Raw genomic sequence first — 14,705 nt, forward strand, 5'->3', positions numbered from 1 at the left:
ACCCATGACGACCCATAGCGCACCAGCTCTGAAAGACGGCGAAACGCCCGCCTTCTACCTGAAGGAAGAGCATCATCCCGAAGGCAGCACGATGCTGGGCTTCTGGATCTACATCATGAGCGACTGCCTGATCTTCGCAGTGCTCTTTGCGACCTATGCCGTGCTTGGCCGCAACTATGCGGCCGGCCCGTCGCCGGCTGACCTGTTCGAGCTGCCGGTCGTCGCTCTCAACACGACGATGCTGCTGCTCTCCTCCATCACCTACGGCTTTGCCATGCTGATGATGGAAAAAGACAACAAGTCGGGAACGCTGTTGTGGCTGGCGATCACCGGCCTCTTCGGTGCTGCCTTCATCTATTTCGAACTCAACGAATTCTATCACCTGATCCTGGAAGGCGCCGGCCCGCAGCGCAGCGCCTTCCTCTCCGCCTTCTTCACGCTGGTCGGCACGCACGGCCTGCACGTCACCACCGGTATCGTCTGGCTGATCACGCTGATGATACAGACAAGCCGCCGGGGGCTGATCGTCGAAAACAAGCGCCGTCTGATGTGCCTGTCGATGTTCTGGCACTTCCTCGACGTCGTCTGGATCGGCGTGTTTTCCTTCGTCTACCTCATGGGAGTTCTCGGATGAGCTCGAACGCCAATCCTTCGCATCATTCCGCTGACGCCCACGGTCATGGTCACGATCACGGCCATGGCGGCCACGAGGCCGGCCACGGCACATTCAAGAGCTACATGACGGGGTTCATCCTCTCCGTCATCCTGACAGCCATTCCCTTCTGGCTGGTCATGGCCAAGGTCTTCTCCGATCCGGCCGTCACCGCGGTGTTGATCATGATCCTCGGCGCCATCCAGATCATCGTGCACATGATCTACTTCCTGCACATGAACACCAAGTCGGAAGGCGGCTGGAACATGATGGCGCTGATCTTCACCATCGTGCTGGTGATCATTGCGCTCTCCGGCTCGCTCTGGGTCATGCACCACCTGAATTCGAACATGATGACCATGTCGCCCGACATGATGCGCAACCTGCCATAACGATCGAGCGGCGGGCGTCCCGACGGATGCCCGCCGCCATTCCCGGCGCCAGATATTCGCCGGACGACTGCGCCGCGCCTCCGATGGAGTTTTGCGCCTTGACCGACATCCCCCCCCCCTCCCTTTCCGAAAAGCCGCGCTCCGCGCTCACGCTTGCCATCTGGGTGATCCTGCTTCTGCTGTTGACTGCGGCGCTCATTGCGCTCGGCACATGGCAGGTGAAGCGGCTGTCCTGGAAGCTGGATCTGATCGCCCGCGTCGATGCCCGCGTGCATGCGCCGCCCGTCGCCGCCCCCGGTCCGGCGGAATGGCCCACGATCGATGCCGCCGGCTATGAATACAAGCATGTCCAGGCAACCGGCACCTTCCTCAACGACAAGGAAGCGCAGGTCTATGCCTCGACCGCGCTCGGTGCGGGTTACTGGGTGCTGACGCCGATGAAAGAGGCCGATGGTACGATTATCATCGTCAATCGCGGTTTCGTACCGAGTGACAAGCGCAATCCGAACACCCGCCCCGCAGGCGAGCTGGCCGGCGAGACGACCGTTACCGGCCTGCTGCGGATCAACGAGCCGAAGGGCACGCTGCTGCGCTCCAACGTGCCGGCGGAAGAGCGCTGGTATTCCCGCGACGTCACGGCGATCGCCGCGGCGCGGGGCCTCCAGAACGTCGCACCCTATTTCATCGATGCGGACGACACGAAGAATCCAGACGACCTACCGGTCGGCGGCCTGACGCAGATCGTCTTCCCCAACAATCATCTCGTCTACGCCATCACCTGGTACGGGCTTGCCGTGATGACATCAGGCCTTGCCGCCTATCTCGTCTATTTCGAGGGGCAGCGGGGGAAGGCGCGCCACTAGAGCGCTATCTTGCAGCATTCGGAAAACGAAGCTGCCAGCGGCGGCCATCGCTGGTCATCTCCACGATGCCGAGCGGCTCGATGTCGATGGTCCAGAACGCCGCAGGCGGCGCTTGCAGCACATGGAGAATGGCGGCGCGAATGATGGTCGCATGCGTAACGACGACGGTGTGACCGCCATCGCCGATGTGGGTCTTCATCCAATCTCCGACGCGGGCGAGCACGGCGGACAAGGGCTCGCCACCATGCGGCGCCGCATCGAAATCCAGCATCCACTGCGTCAGCGCTTCCGGATCGCTCTCATGCAGTTCGGTGATCGGCCTGCCCTGCCAGCGCCCGTAGTCGCACTCCCGGAAAGACAGCTCCTCCCTGACGTCGAGCCCGCAAGCCGCAGCCGTCTGCCGAGCCCGCAGCGCCGGGCTCGTCCACGCCCGGTCGACCGTTGCGAGCCCGGACGGCAGTTGAATACGCTCGAGCGCTTTTGCCTCCAGCGGCTCGTCGCCGGGAAAGCGTCCCTCACGATTGGCGCGGGTCGGCCCGTGACAAATCCAGCTCAGACGCCCTTTCATACAGCTCGATAACTCCATCCTTGTCGCGATTTCGCATCGCGATGGCGTTTGATTGACAACTATCTTTGCTGCCAGATATAAACTTAGTGTTACGGGTGTGGAAGCCGGTGCAATCCCGGCGCGGTCGCGCCACTGTAATCGAAGGGCGGATACCGCCCCTAGAGAGCCAGACCCTTCCCGTAAAAAACCCTTCCGCAAATGGAACGCGTTATTCAAAAAAGGGAATACAATGTCTGACACCACATTCGCACCGACCGCAATCCCGACTCCGATCCCGGCTGGCGAAATCCTGCCCTGGGCGATCTTTGCCGGGCTTCTCCTCATGCTGGCGATCTATTTCATCGGCGCAGAAGAAGGCGCGACGGCGCTGTTCTCCGGATCCTACGTGCACGAATTCGTGCATGACGCGCGCCACCTGCTCGGCTTCCCCTGCCACTAAGGGGTAACGCTCATGGTTGGACGCCTTTTGCTCCGCGGCATGCTGGTCGGAGTGCTTGCTGGCATTCTCATTTTCGCCTTCGCGCATACGTTCGGCGAGCCGCTCGTCGATCGAGCGATCGCGTTTGAGGAGCAGGCTGCCCAGGCGGCAGGTGAAATGCCGGAACCGGAGATCGTCAGCCGCGCCACGCAGGCGGGCCTCGGTCTCTTTACCGGCATCATCATCTATGCCGCAGCGGTCGGCGGGCTTTTTGCCCTGGTCTTCGCCTATGTCTACGGCCGTGTCAGCCCCTTTGGCGCGCGCGGCACTGCCGCCCTGCTGGCTATCGCCGCCTTTATCGCCATTTCGTTGGTTCCCGACATCAAATATCCGGCCAATCCGCCGGCAATCGGCACTCCGGATACGATCGGCGCCAGGACCGAGCTGTTCTTCGTGATGATCGTGGCCTCCATCGTCGCCATGGTTGCCGCGGTATCCCTCGCCCGTCAGTTGGCGGCGCGCTACGGATCATGGAACGGCGCGATCTTCGCCGGCATCGCCTACATCGTGTTCATCGGCCTGGTGCAATACCTGCTGCCGGCGATCAACGAGGTGCCGGAGCAGTTTTCCGCCGTCGTGCTCTGGCGATTCCGGATCTCTTCGCTCGGCATGCACGCGATCCTATGGACGACGCTTGGCCTCGCCTTCGGGGCATGGGCCGAACGCGATCTGCCGCAGGTTCGCAACGGCCGCACGGCCATGCGCCGGGCCTGAAATGGCAAGCCTGATATGTCCCCCGCATGTCTTCATGCGTGGGACTCACTTGCTGAAACCAGCCATTCTATTGTCGGTCTTTTACCTGATCTGCATCCTGAGCCTGCCAATAGAGGCGAAGGCGCATACCGGTGGTTCGTCGGGAAGCCAAGCGGGCATTCCTATACCAAGTCTGAGCCATGGTGAGATGGCTGTGATCGCCCCCTACTACGGGCGTATCGTTGCGCTTGCCTCATCGGCATCCGACACCGACGAGGCGTTCCGTCGCGTGTTGAACTTCGCACAGATTCAGCGCGCCTATTGCCTTTGGGGCGTCATGCCGGGAAGCGTCGCGGATGAGGACAGCCCCTTTAACGAATGCTCGCATGCCTATCTCGCCGCGGCCAAGATGGCGCTGCTGCAGATGCGCACGATGAAGGATGAAAAAGCGGCCGCCAGCGATCTCATCTCCGAAATCGACGGCGTGCTTGTACGCAACAATCTATCGCTTGTTCTCTGCCGTTTCAGTGGCGAGGGCTTCAACACGGCCGACCTTGTCCGGCCGCAGCTCGCCGGCATCTTTCTGCACGGCAAAAGCCTTGCCGCGACGATGCTGGCACTGATGACGGCAGTGACCGCGCTGTGGTGGACCGCGCGGCTCCTGCGGATAAAGCCGGTCGTTGCCGACTAGCGCATTCCAGGAAACGTGCGAAACGGTTTTCCGTCTGGAATGCGTAAAAACAAAGAGATAGAGCGGAAAAGCGATTCCATGAATCGCTGCCCCGCTCTAGTAGACGGCACCCGCCGTCACCGGACGGCGACGTGTCTGATTTCACCAATCCCGCGGCCGGCCCCGCCAACCACCGTCCCAGCCGTCACGATAATAGGGGCGATGGCCATACCAACCCCAGCGCGGCGGTGGCGCTCTGTAATATCCCCAGCCATAGCCGCGCGGCGGTCCATAGCGGTTCGGCCGGCATGCGCCGCGAGGCGTCAAGTGCCAGCCACGGCCGCAGGCATAATCGACGTTTACGACCGGCGCTTTAGCTACGGTTCCAACGGCAGCGATAGGCATCGCTTCTGCCGAAGATACGACAAGGCTGCCGAGGACGGCAGCAACGGCAATCACGGACAATCTCATCGTGATGATCCTCTCTTCAAGTCCCTTGCAAGCGGATTTAAACCCCTGCCGTCTGAACGCCGGGTGAACCGAAAAAGGCATTTTCGCGGCGAAATCAAGACGTTGAACGTTAAGTTGAGATGATCCTTCCATAAGCTTTCGCTTAACGCGAAACGCATCTGCCGGCGAGCAAGCACGATACAACCATGACCCGCATAAGTATCTCTTTATGCGTCATTAGAGGTTCATCAACCGCGCTTAAATGGTCAACTTTATTTGTCATAAAGGAGTTTGAGATGGTCGACGTCGTTTCAAGCAATACTGAGGGTAGCAATCACCCTATTCACGGCGCGGGCGGTTCCGCTAAATGGTTTCTGCCGATCTTCGGCATCGTTGTACTTGGCGGCCTTGCCTATGTTGGCTATGCCCTTGGCAGCGATCTTGCCAATGCTGCCGCGGTTCCGTGGATCCTGCTCGGATTGGCGCTGCTGATCGCGCTCGGCTTCGAATTCGTCAACGGTTTCCATGACACCGCCAATGCGGTCGCAACCGTCATCTACACCCGCTCGCTGCCGGCTGAGTTTGCCGTTATCTGGTCGGGCTTCTTCAATTTCCTCGGCGTGCTGACCTCTTCCGGTGCCGTCGCCTTCGGCATCCTGGCGCTGTTGCCCGTCGAACTGATCCTGCAGGTCGGCTCCGGCTCCGGCCTCGCCATGGTCTTCGCCCTGTTGACCGCCGCCATCGTATGGAATCTCGGCACCTGGTATCTCGGCTTGCCGGCATCGAGCTCGCACACGCTCGTCGGCTCCATCATCGGCGTCGGTCTTGCCAATCAGTTCCTCGCCCCTGCCGGTTCCGCCACGAGCGGTGTCGACTGGTCGCAGGCAAGCAATGTCGGCTTGTCGCTGCTGCTGTCGCCGATCATCGGTTTCTGCCTCGCTGCGCTGTTGTTGCTGGTTTCCAAAGTTCTGATCCGCAACAAGGACCTCTATGAAGCGCCGAAGGGCAATGCGCCGCCTCCGCTGTGGATTCGCGTTCTGCTGATCTTCACCTGCACCGGCGTCAGCTTCGCCCACGGTTCGAATGACGGCCAGAAGGGCATGGGTCTGATCATGCTCATCCTCATCGGCCTCGTACCGACCGCTTTCGCGCTGAACCGGACACCCGATATCAACTACCTCGATGCCTACAAGGCAGCCTCGACGCAGGTCGAAACTGTCCTCGGCAAGTATGTGAAGCCCGGCGTTGCCACGCCTGCGGACCCGAAGGCTGTCGTCAGCGATGCCGTGAAGAGCAAGACCTGGACGGACGCAACCACCCCGGCACTGCAGGCCTATATCCACGCCACGAGCGTCGAGATCGCCGCTTATCCGAGCGTCGAAAAGTTGCCGAACGGCCTCGTCGGCAACGTTCGTAACGACATCTATCTGATCGGTGAATCGCTGAAGCTGATCGACAAGCAGAAGCTGCTGCCGATGAGCGCCGACGACCTGAAAGCCGTGACCAACTATCACGCCGCCGTCGATCACGCGACCAAGTTCATCCCGCTTTGGGTGAAGGTTGCCGTGGCGCTGGCACTCGGCCTTGGCACCATGGTCGGCTGGAAGCGCATCGTCGTCACCGTCGGCGAAAAGATCGGCAAGACCCACCTGACGTATGGCCAGGGTGCAGCCGCCGAAGTCGTCGCCATGCTGACGATCGGTGCGGCCGACCATCTCGGCCTGCCGGTTTCGACGACGCACGTCCTATCCTCCGGCGTCGCCGGCACCATGGCCGCCAACGGTTCGGGCCTGCAATGGTCCACCGTTCGCAACATGCTGATGGCCTGGATCTTGACCCTGCCGGCCTCGATCGCGCTTGCCTTCGTGCTCTTCATCGTGCTTCGCCAGGTCTTCTAACTGGCGTCACAAGTTATCGAGCCGGCTGTCGTTTAGCCGGCAAATATCGCTGGAGGTTGATGGCGCCCTTCCCCAAGGGCGCCATTATTCTTGCGGCTTGTTACCGTTGGCGCCGAGGCCGGAGAGTTTGGCGAGTTCCGAACGGCGGTTCGCATAGTTCTGGGCGACCATCGGATAGTTGGGAGCAAGACCCCATTTTGCCCGATATTCCTCAGGCGTCATGCCGTAGTGGACGCGCAGGTGCCGTTTGAGCGTCTTGAAGCGTTTTCCATCTTCAAGGCAGATGATGTAGTCGTTCGTCACCGACTTCTTGAGATCGACGGCGGGAACCGGCCTGGTTTGCTCCAGCGGAGGCGCGGATCCATCCAAAGCCTGCAACGCTTCATGCACATCCGCGATCAACTTCGGAAGGTTGCCGACAAGAATGGGATTGTGGCTGACATAGGCCGAAACAATCTTCACACAGCCATCAAACAGAACATGCATTTGCGGCTGGGGCTGGTCTCTTCTGCTGCTGAAAGCGTCCATCATCGTTTCCCGGATCTCGTGTGGCCTGGTGTGAGCCGCCTCGCGTGATTGCTTCATGTACAAACCCATTCGTGAATCTTGCATTGGTTCAAACTCCACAGGTTTTGGTTTGCGGCATCTTCGGCATCCCTGGATGAGGACGCCTGCTCATTGTCGGTCTTTCTCCACGGGCTCGGCATGGCCGGCCGCATCTGCAAAATCCTCTGCGGCGTCTGCAAAGTCCTTTGCAGGATCGGCAAAATAGGTGGCCAGCTTGGTACATAGGACGATAAGGGGAATGCCGAGCATGAAGGCGGCATAGGTTGGATTGCCGTTGCAGTGACGCAGGGTCTGAAGGATCAGCCTGCGCTCGACATCCTCCACGGTCTGGCCGACGAGAACACCGACGGCGGTGTTCACCGTGTGCGGCGCCAGGCTGTCATCGCAGGCGGAGAGATGTGCGACGATCTCATCGATCAGCCGCTCTTCGCTCGCCGTCGCCAGCACGATGCCGGCGGCACGGTCGAGTTCACAAAAGACATAAAGGCCGTTTTCGGCGTCGATCGTGACCCGTCCGGAGACATCTCCCAACACGTTGCGAATGACGATATGCGGGTCCTCTCCGCCCACAAGGGCGAACGGCAATCCGCTACCAATGTAGGAAGCGCCGGGGAACAGGCCCTGCAACTCCTCGAACAGCAGATTAAGCCGCACTTGCGCCTGCACATCCTGTGCTGTGGAGGCAGCGGAGACATCATAATCCCGATGGAAGGAAGGATATTTGATCATACCGTCACCTCCGCGATTGAGGCGGAAAGAAAGGCAGGCAAGCCGCTTTTCCCGCCGATGAACTCCAAGCCGTCGGTTCGTTTTGCCGCGCAGTTTTGTGGGACGAGGGATGGAATATTCATCCAACCTCCCGCAGGCCGAATTTGCCCTTGGTCTGTGGAAGCTGCTGAAGCGCCACGGGCCTGGACAGAAGAAAACCTTGCACATGCGTCGCGCCGCTCGTGCGCGCCGCCTCCAATTGCGCCTCGGTTTCGATTCCCTCGACAATGACCATGGGAGCAAGGCAGGATGCAAAGCCGACCAGATGATAGAGGCTGTCGCGGCCATCCGGGCCTGGCCTGATATCGCGGACAAAAGACGCATCGACTTTGATGATATCGGCCGAGACCTGCAGCAGGTGCGCTGGCGTCGCAAAGCCGGTGCCAAAATCGTCGATCGCGATGCGGCAACCGAGTGCACGTATCATTTTCAATCGTTCGATGGCGGCACCGACCGGCGGATAAGTCTCGGTAATTTCAACGATAAGCCGGGAGGCGAGTTCGGGCTGTTGGCTGATTCGGCTGAAGATATCGGCAAATTGATCCGGCGCCGACAACGTGGCTGCGGATAGATTGCAGCCGAGTGTCAGTGTCGTATCCGCCGTCAAGGCCGCCAGAATCATGTCCAGCATACGGAAATCGAGGTCGAAGCGGCCGACCAATCGTTCCAACTGCGGCACGAAGGCGCCAGCTGTGTGAACGACGCCTTCGGCATCCGTTACGCGCGCCAGGCACTCGGCATAAAGAATCTCTTCGATGTTTTTGACGTCATGGATCGGCTGTACGACAAAGCTCAGGCCGCCCTTGGCGATTGCCTTCAAAATCAGGGCATTATGCCCCTTGTCAGTCCGGTTTCCTCTACCGCTCATCAAGCCTCCAACGGCTGCAAGATGAGCAGCAAACCGAAATTTGGAAAGAAAGGCCGACGTGTGAAAATGACGCAAACAGGCTGGGAGCATGGGATTTCTGGTGCCCAAAAGCCGCCTTTTCCATCTGTGAGACGCCCTCTAACTCAAGGTAACTAGAGTTTCCCTTCCGCAAGCAGAATATGTCGCGTCAAGGCGACAGCATATTTAGAATCAATATATTCCTAATATGTAAACTAGTATCATCAAACATTCAATTGATGCGATTTTTTTGAGTTACTAATTCAATTATTGCCGAAGCGAGCGGCAACAATCTCCGGCCACAAACCATTGGGCGCTATATTGAGGGATGCGTCGGGCACGTAAGTTCTTCCGGCGGGGCCCGCAACAAATACCAGCGAATCACCTCTGGGGCCGCTTTAATCGGGCTGCGGCCACCAGTTCGCTTGCCTTGCCTCCCGCAAGGCATGATCGAGCGGCGCAAGATCTGCATGCCACAGCCGCTCCCATTCGAGACTCATGACGCCATCATAGCAATCGGCAGCCAATGCGGAGAGCAGCGCCGGCATAGGAAACTCGCCGGCGCCCGGGAGCGCGTAGGTATATGGCAGCTTTCCGCTCGCCTTCGAGATGCTATCCTTCACATGCAGATGCCTGACGTTCTGGCGTACTTGCTTCCAGGTCTCCGCAGGATCTTGTCCGCCTTTGCGCCAGGTGTGATGCGTGTCCCAGAGCAGGGCGCAATCGGGTGCCGCTTCCAGAAAACGGCCGAGCGCGTCCGGGTGCGCCAGAAAGTCGTGTGTCTCCACCATGATATCGGCGGCAAAACCCTCGCGGCTGGCGGTCTCGCGCCACCATTCCAGCGTCGACAGTGCCTCGGACAGTTCGCCGGTATCGCCGGTGCTGCCGCCATCGAAAACGCGCAGCGCCTTTATGCCGGCCGCTTCGGCCCATGGAAGATAGCGCAGGAACTCTTCCTTCGCTTGCGGCGTAGCGCCAACGAGACGCATCGATGTGTTCAGCGCGCAAACGGCCACCGGGGAACGCTCCAGGGCATGGACAAGGCCGGCCGGAGTGCCGAAGCGTTCGGCAAAATAGGACGGCAGATCGATCATGCCGCCGAGCGCGCGAATTTCGATCGCGTCGAGGCCGTGGCGTGCTGCCAGAGCGAGCACCTCGTCCAGTTCCAACTCCGCACAGCCCAGTGTCGAAAATGCCAGCGACATTCTTGCGGCTTTGACATCAATGGCGGTAACCATCGCCTCCTCCGCTTGGTTCCAGGGATATCAATATGTCAGCTTCGCCAACGCGATGTCCCTTGGAGACACGAACCAAGCGCGACGCTAGTAACTAAATGGATAATTGTGAAGCATCCTTCGAGCGTCAAGAGCTTGGCGGTAGTGATCGCGGAAACCTCGCGCATTCGAACAGCGTGAAGACACCGATCGAGGCCTCCACCATGCTTGTCATCGTCCCCACGAGGGAGCTTAGCGAGCGTTTCTGATGCGCCGATCCGCGGCGCCTATAATTTTTATCAGAAGCCGGGAACATTCCCTTCAAATGTTGGTTTTCCGTCCGTGGTCGAGGGCGCCTGAAAATTCCCACAAAATGTTGGCGTCCGCCGGCACACATTCATCGAGACAAAAATTTCCTAAAAACGTTCCTTGATCTGGAGGAGACCATAATGCCGACTGAACAGGCACATGAGTGGATCAAAAAACGTGCATATTCTTTGTGGGAAGAAGCTGGCCGTCCCGACGGCCGCGATCAGGAACATTGGAATCAGGCTGCCGCCGAACGGGAAGATCTTGAGAGAACACGGGCCTCCGTGGACGGCGAGGAAATCCTCATCAGATTCAGAGGGAAAGAGCCGAGTCTCGGTAAAAGAGCCGGACTTCCACCATTCTCCAAATTGACCGGCACGCGATAAGGGCTGGGCATAGAGAGAACAGCCAAGCCAGCCCAGGAAGCCGCCACACATGCCGGTGGCCCTGCAAGGGCGACTTTTCGTTGCACACCCCGTCGCCAATAGCGGCGCAATAATTGCTAGCTGCGGAAGATCGTCCGCATCGCCTTCAGGAAGGCGCGGGCGCTCCGTTCCTCTCCCCCCTTTGTCGAGAGGGGCAGATGGCGAACGTGATCGGCGCGGGCGGAAAGTCTTGCGGCTATTTCCTCCGCCATGGCCGGGCGCGCGTCGAGCAGGGGCGCAAAACTCTGCTGATCGATTTCGTAGACAGTGACGCGCGTGAGCGCCTGCAGCGTGCAGACTTCGCCCATTCCCGCGAGCAAACCGCTCTCGCCGAAGAAATCCCCTGGCGACAGCCGTCTCTGTTCCTGCTCGCCATGACGCATTGCGACGATGCCGGCGCGGATGATCATCATGGAAGCCAGCATTTCTCCCTGATGAACGATGACATCATTCTTCTGATATTCGCGGACCGCACATGATCCGGCGAGGAGCTCCTTCTCGGACCCCGTCAGGCCAACGAAAATGGGAATCGCTTCAATGAGGGCAAGCGGCGTGATCTCGGGCGGCTTGGCGCGCTCTTCCGTGGGCGGTTCGGTCATCAGCGCGATAGCTGATGGTGGCATCGCCAGCAGTAATCCGGCGGATTTGCAGTGGCGATAAAACAGGTCCATCACTTCATTTCGGGCTTTCGTCCGCAGCGATGGGTTCTTTACCGAGAACTGCAGCTCAACTTCCAGGGCAACGGCATCCAAGTTCTTCAGCGCTACCTGCGGGGGCGGCTCCCTAACGATCGAGTTACAGCCGGCCAAGACCGCGTGCATAACGTCCTCGACGATGGAGGGCATTCGCGTCGGCGCGACTCGCACCGTCATTTTGAGGAGATGCGTTTCATCGGGCTGGCTGATATTCGTCAGTCCGAGCTTGGCAAGCACGCTGTTGGGCAGAGCGACGACATTGTTCGCTCCGGTCAGAACCTGCGTCGACCGCCATGTGCTGGCAATGACACGCCCTTCCGTCCCGTCCGCAAGCAGAATCCAGTCGCCCAAGGAGTAGCTGCGGCCGAGCGTGAGAGCGATGCCCGAGAAAACATCCCCCAGGGTGTTTTGGAGTGCCAAACCAAGGACGATTGCAATCACGCCGGACGTGGCGACCAGCGTTCCGATCGGAATGCCAAACACGAAGGCCAGAGCGGACAACGTGACACAAAGGTAGACCAGCCCGACGACGATATCCTGCAGAAGGTGAGCTTCGCGTGGCTTGCCTTCGAGAACCAGATAAATGCGTACGAAGCCGATGATGGCCCATGCGAGATGAAGCCACCACAGCAGCTTCGCCATGATGACGACAAAGGCATGAGCATCTTCAAGACCGTAACCTTGAAACCGGCTGGGCGAGATATCGCTGTAGACAAGAACGGCGGTCATCGCGGCAAAGAAGGCAATCTCTACGACAAGCCGGAGGTTCGCCCGCCAACGCGGGATCAAGTGCCATACGACTATTCCAGCCAGCTCGAGAATGATCAGCCATGCCAGAGAAGCGCGCGCGAGTCCGTCAAGATATGCCTGCAGCATGATGATCATCTCTCGGCGGCGGCAACATTGATAATGATTGAATATCGAGAGGCCGATCTCAGGCCGTTGCCACTTACCTGTAGCCCGTTCCCGCTATGTAATCCGCCAGCATATGCTCCTGGAGCTGTTCCTGTTCAAAGAGCACCTTCATCGCATCGCGGATATCGAGAACGCCAAGAGGCTTCGAATCCGTACCGAGTACCGGCATGTTTTGAAGACGCTGCACCACCATGATCTGCCAGACAGCCAGGAGCTCATCATTGGGATCGCAGGAGACGATATTCCTGCTCATGAGCGTCACCACCGAGGCCTCCGGCTCTCGATCCGTAAGGTGGCGAATAAGGTCGGACTTGCTGAGCACGCCGGTTGCTTTCCCGTTCTCGCCGCTGACGACGGCCAATCCTATCCCAGGATTGGAAAGCGAAAGAGCGGCAGCCTGCAGCGTGGCGTTGATATCGATCACCATCAGGCGAGCCGATGTCATTGTGTAGAGCCGTTCGATGCGCATCATCGCCTCCTGTCGGTGCCCAACGGCCGACTGCCGGGGCAATAGATGTTTCGCTCGCGGCTTCGGCTGCCGAATTCAATGCCTGCCCTCATTCGCCGCAGGCCGCCGATCCCCATAGCCGAAGAGCTCGATCGAAGTGACGCCGCGACGCGACGCCACTTCGAGATGCGGCAAATGTTAGTGGGAGGCTTGCCGCGAGATGATCGAACTCATTTCTCGTAGGTCGTCAGGTTGGTCTCGTTGGTGTCGACAACGAACACGGCAAGCAGGCGAGCAGGCTTCGTCTTGCTACCATTCTCGCTGATACCGTGATGATCGCCCGGGAACTCTGAAAAGCTTTCGCCGGCACGATAGACCTTTACCGGTCCGTCATTGACCTTGCTTCGGATCGATCCCTCAAGGACCGTTGCGTAGATGAAAGCGGAGGCTGGATGCGTATGAGCAGGCGAAGTGCCGCCCGGTTCATATTCGACGAGCACGGCTTTGATACTCTTGCCGGGAACGTTCGGCAGCGCATGCTCGTAGACGAGTTTGGCCGAGTCGCCATGGGCGTTTGCTGTGGTCACGGAAGCGGCGGCCAGCGCCAGCGCACCAAGGAATATCCTGATCATGTGAAATCTCCAATTTGAGAATGGAGGAGAGCGGACGGCCTGGCGACCAACCAGGCCTCGGCAATCCTGATTGTCAGTTCTTGCGGGCAGATTGGCTGAACCAAGTGTCGAAACGGACAGCGCCTATGCGTGGCTTGTCCCCTTCCCGAGGAACGAGCGAACCGTCATCCAACTCCGTACCAAAATAGAGCGCGTGCGGATCCCCTACGACCTTGCGCTGATCGTTGCTCGCTTTCAGGAACCGCCCGACAATGTCGGTGAAGCGCCCACGTTCAGGCCCGGCAATATAGACGATACCGTTCACCGGCGGGGCCAGCGCCACATCCGCCATGACATCAGCAACATCGTCCGAGGCGATGGGCTGAAAATTGACGGCCGGCAGGTGCACGGTGTCGCCGACCGTTGCCGATTGAGCGATCCCGCCCAAGAACTCGAAGAACTGCGTCGAGTGAACGATGGTATAGGGGATCTTGGAAGCCCTGATCAAATTCTCTTGGGCCATCTTGGCGCGCAAATAGCCGCTTTTCGGCAGGCGCTCAGTGCCGACGACCGAGAGCGCGATATGGTGCTTCACCCCGGCGGCTTTTTCCGCGGCAAGCAGGTTTCGGCCGGAGGTTTCGAAAAACTCCAGGACGGCCTTATCCTCGAAGGATGGCGAATTCGCCAGGTCAAGTACGACCTGTGCGCCGGCAAGAGCTGCCGCCAATCCCTCTCCGGTGATGGTATTCACCCCGGTATTCGGCGAGGCAGCGATCACTTCGTGACCCTTCTTGCGCAGCCGCTCCGCCGTCTTTGAACCGATAAGGCCTGTGCCACCGATAATAACGATTTTCATGTCCAGTCTCCCGATTTCCGATTTAGAAATTGCTCTTGCAGTGGTCGTGACCAATGCCGGGGAGAATGCGCCAAGCCGGCGCGCGAGCCTATCGAACGGAAGCATTGGCCACACGATGCCAAAGTGTAGGTTGGCTATATCGGATGATTGGCAATCTTGGCCGAAACGAACTCGAGGCGGCGCCTCTAGGTATTGGCTGGGTTTGCCAGACGGGCAAGCAGCCTGACTGCGCGCTGGGTGTCTGGGCTGTATGCGCGTCTTTATGTTGGCGAGGGCCATTTGATATCGTCGCCGCGACGGCATCCTAAAAACGCAGAAAGCCCCGTGTGGGGCTTTGTGTGTGATCT

18 protein-coding genes and 1 pseudogene are annotated in these 14,705 nt (G+C 59.3%); 8 read left to right on the plus strand and 11 right to left on the minus strand.

What is annotated here, in order from left to right:
• Nucleotides 1-4 precede the first annotated feature (4 nt).
• The 3 genes from cyoC (at nt 5) to GGD50_RS26540 (ending at nt 1,907) form a co-directional block, all read left to right on the plus strand.
• Nucleotides 5-634, plus strand: a complete 630-nt coding sequence (cyoC, locus tag GGD50_RS26530) for a cytochrome o ubiquinol oxidase subunit III (protein ID WP_107106512.1) — start codon at nt 5-7, stop codon at nt 632-634.
• The gene (gene cyoD, locus GGD50_RS26535; protein ID WP_107106511.1) at nt 631-1,044 is read left to right on the plus strand and encodes a cytochrome o ubiquinol oxidase subunit IV; all 414 of its coding nucleotides are present in this window, start codon (nt 631-633) and stop codon (nt 1,042-1,044) included. The genes cyoC and cyoD overlap by 4 nt, the downstream gene beginning before the upstream one ends.
• A gap of 107 nt (nt 1,045-1,151) precedes the next feature.
• Complete coding sequence (locus GGD50_RS26540; protein ID WP_442967413.1) at nt 1,152-1,907, plus strand: SURF1 family protein; 756 nt, start codon at nt 1,152-1,154, stop codon at nt 1,905-1,907.
• Nucleotides 1,908-1,911: 4 nt separating this feature from the next.
• On the opposite strand, the gene GGD50_RS26545 is transcribed toward GGD50_RS26540, so the two are convergent.
• Nucleotides 1,912-2,475 carry a histidine phosphatase family protein gene (locus GGD50_RS26545; RefSeq protein ID WP_107106509.1) on the minus strand — a complete coding sequence of 188 codons (564 nt, stop codon included), beginning with the start codon at nt 2,473-2,475 and terminating at the stop codon, nt 1,912-1,914.
• 229 nt (nt 2,476-2,704) lie between these two features.
• Here GGD50_RS26545 and GGD50_RS26550 point away from each other — a divergent pair, with 229 nt between their 5' ends.
• The 3 genes from GGD50_RS26550 to GGD50_RS26560 are packed head-to-tail and all read left to right on the plus strand — an operon-like array spanning nt 2,705 to nt 4,337.
• Nucleotides 2,705-2,914 carry a CbtB domain-containing protein gene (locus GGD50_RS26550; protein ID WP_107106508.1) on the plus strand — a complete coding sequence of 70 codons (210 nt, stop codon included), beginning with the start codon at nt 2,705-2,707 and terminating at the stop codon, nt 2,912-2,914.
• Between the two features lie 12 nt (nt 2,915-2,926).
• On the plus strand, nt 2,927-3,667 hold the full coding sequence (locus GGD50_RS26555; protein ID WP_107106507.1) for a CbtA family protein: 741 nt from the start codon (nt 2,927-2,929) through the stop codon (nt 3,665-3,667).
• 34 nt (nt 3,668-3,701) lie between these two features.
• On the plus strand, nt 3,702-4,337 hold the full coding sequence (locus GGD50_RS26560; protein WP_107106506.1) for a hypothetical protein: 636 nt from the start codon (nt 3,702-3,704) through the stop codon (nt 4,335-4,337).
• Between the two features lie 141 nt (nt 4,338-4,478).
• Here GGD50_RS26560 and GGD50_RS26565 read toward each other — a convergent pair whose 3' ends face one another.
• On the minus strand, nt 4,479-4,787 hold the full coding sequence (locus tag GGD50_RS26565) for a GCG_CRPN prefix-to-repeats domain-containing protein (protein ID WP_107106505.1): 309 nt from the start codon (nt 4,785-4,787) through the stop codon (nt 4,479-4,481).
• 275 nt (nt 4,788-5,062) lie between these two features.
• On the opposite strand from GGD50_RS26565, the gene GGD50_RS26570 reads away from it, so the two are divergent.
• Complete coding sequence (locus GGD50_RS26570) at nt 5,063-6,664, plus strand: inorganic phosphate transporter (RefSeq protein WP_107106504.1); 1,602 nt, start codon at nt 5,063-5,065, stop codon at nt 6,662-6,664.
• Between the two features lie 84 nt (nt 6,665-6,748).
• On the opposite strand, the gene GGD50_RS26575 is transcribed toward GGD50_RS26570, so the two are convergent.
• From GGD50_RS26575 to GGD50_RS26590, 5 genes and pseudogenes are all read right to left on the minus strand, one after another.
• Nucleotides 6,749-7,192 (minus strand): Ros/MucR family transcriptional regulator, encoded by a 444-nt coding sequence (locus GGD50_RS26575; RefSeq protein ID WP_210203674.1) that lies wholly within the window; start codon nt 7,190-7,192, stop codon nt 6,749-6,751.
• 147 nt (nt 7,193-7,339) lie between these two features.
• A pseudogene (locus tag GGD50_RS33560) lies at nt 7,340-7,570 on the minus strand (helix-turn-helix domain-containing protein); the annotation flags it as partial.
• A 386-nt stretch (nt 7,571-7,956) separates the two neighbouring features.
• On the minus strand, nt 7,957-8,082 hold the full coding sequence (locus GGD50_RS33265) for a hypothetical protein (RefSeq protein ID WP_281397248.1): 126 nt from the start codon (nt 8,080-8,082) through the stop codon (nt 7,957-7,959).
• Complete coding sequence (locus tag GGD50_RS26585; RefSeq protein WP_107106503.1) at nt 8,079-8,867, minus strand: EAL domain-containing protein; 789 nt, start codon at nt 8,865-8,867, stop codon at nt 8,079-8,081. Before GGD50_RS26585 ends, GGD50_RS33265 begins: the two co-directional genes overlap by 4 nt.
• Before the next feature lie 416 nt (nt 8,868-9,283).
• Nucleotides 9,284-10,123 (minus strand): sugar phosphate isomerase/epimerase family protein, encoded by an 840-nt coding sequence (locus GGD50_RS26590; protein WP_245407396.1) that lies wholly within the window; start codon nt 10,121-10,123, stop codon nt 9,284-9,286.
• A gap of 425 nt (nt 10,124-10,548) precedes the next feature.
• Here GGD50_RS26590 and GGD50_RS26595 point away from each other — a divergent pair, with 425 nt between their 5' ends.
• Entirely contained in the window at nt 10,549-10,794 is a 246-nt protein-coding gene (locus GGD50_RS26595) for a DUF2934 domain-containing protein (RefSeq protein WP_107106502.1), read from the plus strand.
• A gap of 116 nt (nt 10,795-10,910) precedes the next feature.
• On the opposite strand, the gene GGD50_RS26600 is transcribed toward GGD50_RS26595, so the two are convergent.
• The 4 genes from GGD50_RS26600 to GGD50_RS26615 all read right to left on the minus strand — a co-directional run bounded on the left by GGD50_RS26600 (nt 10,911) and on the right by GGD50_RS26615 (nt 14,358).
• A complete protein-coding gene (locus tag GGD50_RS26600) occupies nt 10,911-12,404 on the minus strand; it encodes a cyclic nucleotide-binding domain-containing protein (RefSeq protein WP_107106617.1) in 1,494 nt (497 codons plus the stop codon).
• Nucleotides 12,405-12,477: 73 nt separating this feature from the next.
• On the minus strand, nt 12,478-12,912 hold the full coding sequence (locus GGD50_RS26605; protein WP_107106616.1) for a CBS domain-containing protein: 435 nt from the start codon (nt 12,910-12,912) through the stop codon (nt 12,478-12,480).
• A gap of 209 nt (nt 12,913-13,121) precedes the next feature.
• On the minus strand, nt 13,122-13,523 hold the full coding sequence (locus tag GGD50_RS26610; protein WP_107106501.1) for a cupin domain-containing protein: 402 nt from the start codon (nt 13,521-13,523) through the stop codon (nt 13,122-13,124).
• A 73-nt stretch (nt 13,524-13,596) separates the two neighbouring features.
• Nucleotides 13,597-14,358 carry an SDR family oxidoreductase gene (locus tag GGD50_RS26615; RefSeq protein ID WP_107106500.1) on the minus strand — a complete coding sequence of 254 codons (762 nt, stop codon included), beginning with the start codon at nt 14,356-14,358 and terminating at the stop codon, nt 13,597-13,599.
• Nucleotides 14,359-14,705: the final 347 nt, after the last annotated feature.

Origin of the sequence: Martinezella paranaensis (genome assembly GCF_014200235.1) — a bacterium.
Taxonomy (GTDB): Bacteria; Pseudomonadota; Alphaproteobacteria; order Rhizobiales; family Rhizobiaceae; genus Rhizobium; species Rhizobium paranaense.

Bases quoted from the DNA above. Each gene is read 5' to 3' on its own strand.
- GGD50_RS33265 (WP_281397248.1), bottom strand. From the start codon at position 8,082: ATGAATATTCCATCCCTCGTCCCACAAAACTGCGCGGCAAAACGAACC.
- GGD50_RS26575 (WP_210203674.1), bottom strand. From the start codon at position 7,192: ATGGACGCTTTCAGCAGCAGAAGAGACCAGCCCCAGCCGCAAATGCAT.
- GGD50_RS26610 (WP_107106501.1), bottom strand. From the start codon at position 13,523: ATGATCAGGATATTCCTTGGTGCGCTGGCGCTGGCCGCCGCTTCCGTG.
- GGD50_RS26550 (WP_107106508.1), top strand. From the start codon at position 2,705: ATGTCTGACACCACATTCGCACCGACCGCAATCCCGACTCCGATCCCG.
- cyoC (WP_107106512.1), top strand. From the start codon at position 5: ATGACGACCCATAGCGCACCAGCTCTGAAAGACGGCGAAACGCCCGCC.
- GGD50_RS26555 (WP_107106507.1), top strand. From the start codon at position 2,927: ATGGTTGGACGCCTTTTGCTCCGCGGCATGCTGGTCGGAGTGCTTGCT.
- cyoD (WP_107106511.1), top strand. From the start codon at position 631: ATGAGCTCGAACGCCAATCCTTCGCATCATTCCGCTGACGCCCACGGT.
- GGD50_RS26595 (WP_107106502.1), top strand. From the start codon at position 10,549: ATGCCGACTGAACAGGCACATGAGTGGATCAAAAAACGTGCATATTCT.
- GGD50_RS26565 (WP_107106505.1), bottom strand. From the start codon at position 4,787: ATGAGATTGTCCGTGATTGCCGTTGCTGCCGTCCTCGGCAGCCTTGTC.
- GGD50_RS26585 (WP_107106503.1), bottom strand. From the start codon at position 8,867: ATGAGCGGTAGAGGAAACCGGACTGACAAGGGGCATAATGCCCTGATT.
- GGD50_RS26615 (WP_107106500.1), bottom strand. From the start codon at position 14,358: ATGAAAATCGTTATTATCGGTGGCACAGGCCTTATCGGTTCAAAGACG.
- GGD50_RS26600 (WP_107106617.1), bottom strand. From the start codon at position 12,404: ATGCTGCAGGCATATCTTGACGGACTCGCGCGCGCTTCTCTGGCATGG.
- GGD50_RS26605 (WP_107106616.1), bottom strand. From the start codon at position 12,912: ATGCGCATCGAACGGCTCTACACAATGACATCGGCTCGCCTGATGGTG.
- GGD50_RS26570 (WP_107106504.1), top strand. From the start codon at position 5,063: ATGGTCGACGTCGTTTCAAGCAATACTGAGGGTAGCAATCACCCTATT.
- GGD50_RS26545 (WP_107106509.1), bottom strand. From the start codon at position 2,475: ATGAAAGGGCGTCTGAGCTGGATTTGTCACGGGCCGACCCGCGCCAAT.
- GGD50_RS26560 (WP_107106506.1), top strand. From the start codon at position 3,702: ATGCGTGGGACTCACTTGCTGAAACCAGCCATTCTATTGTCGGTCTTT.
- GGD50_RS26590 (WP_245407396.1), bottom strand. From the start codon at position 10,123: ATGGTTACCGCCATTGATGTCAAAGCCGCAAGAATGTCGCTGGCATTT.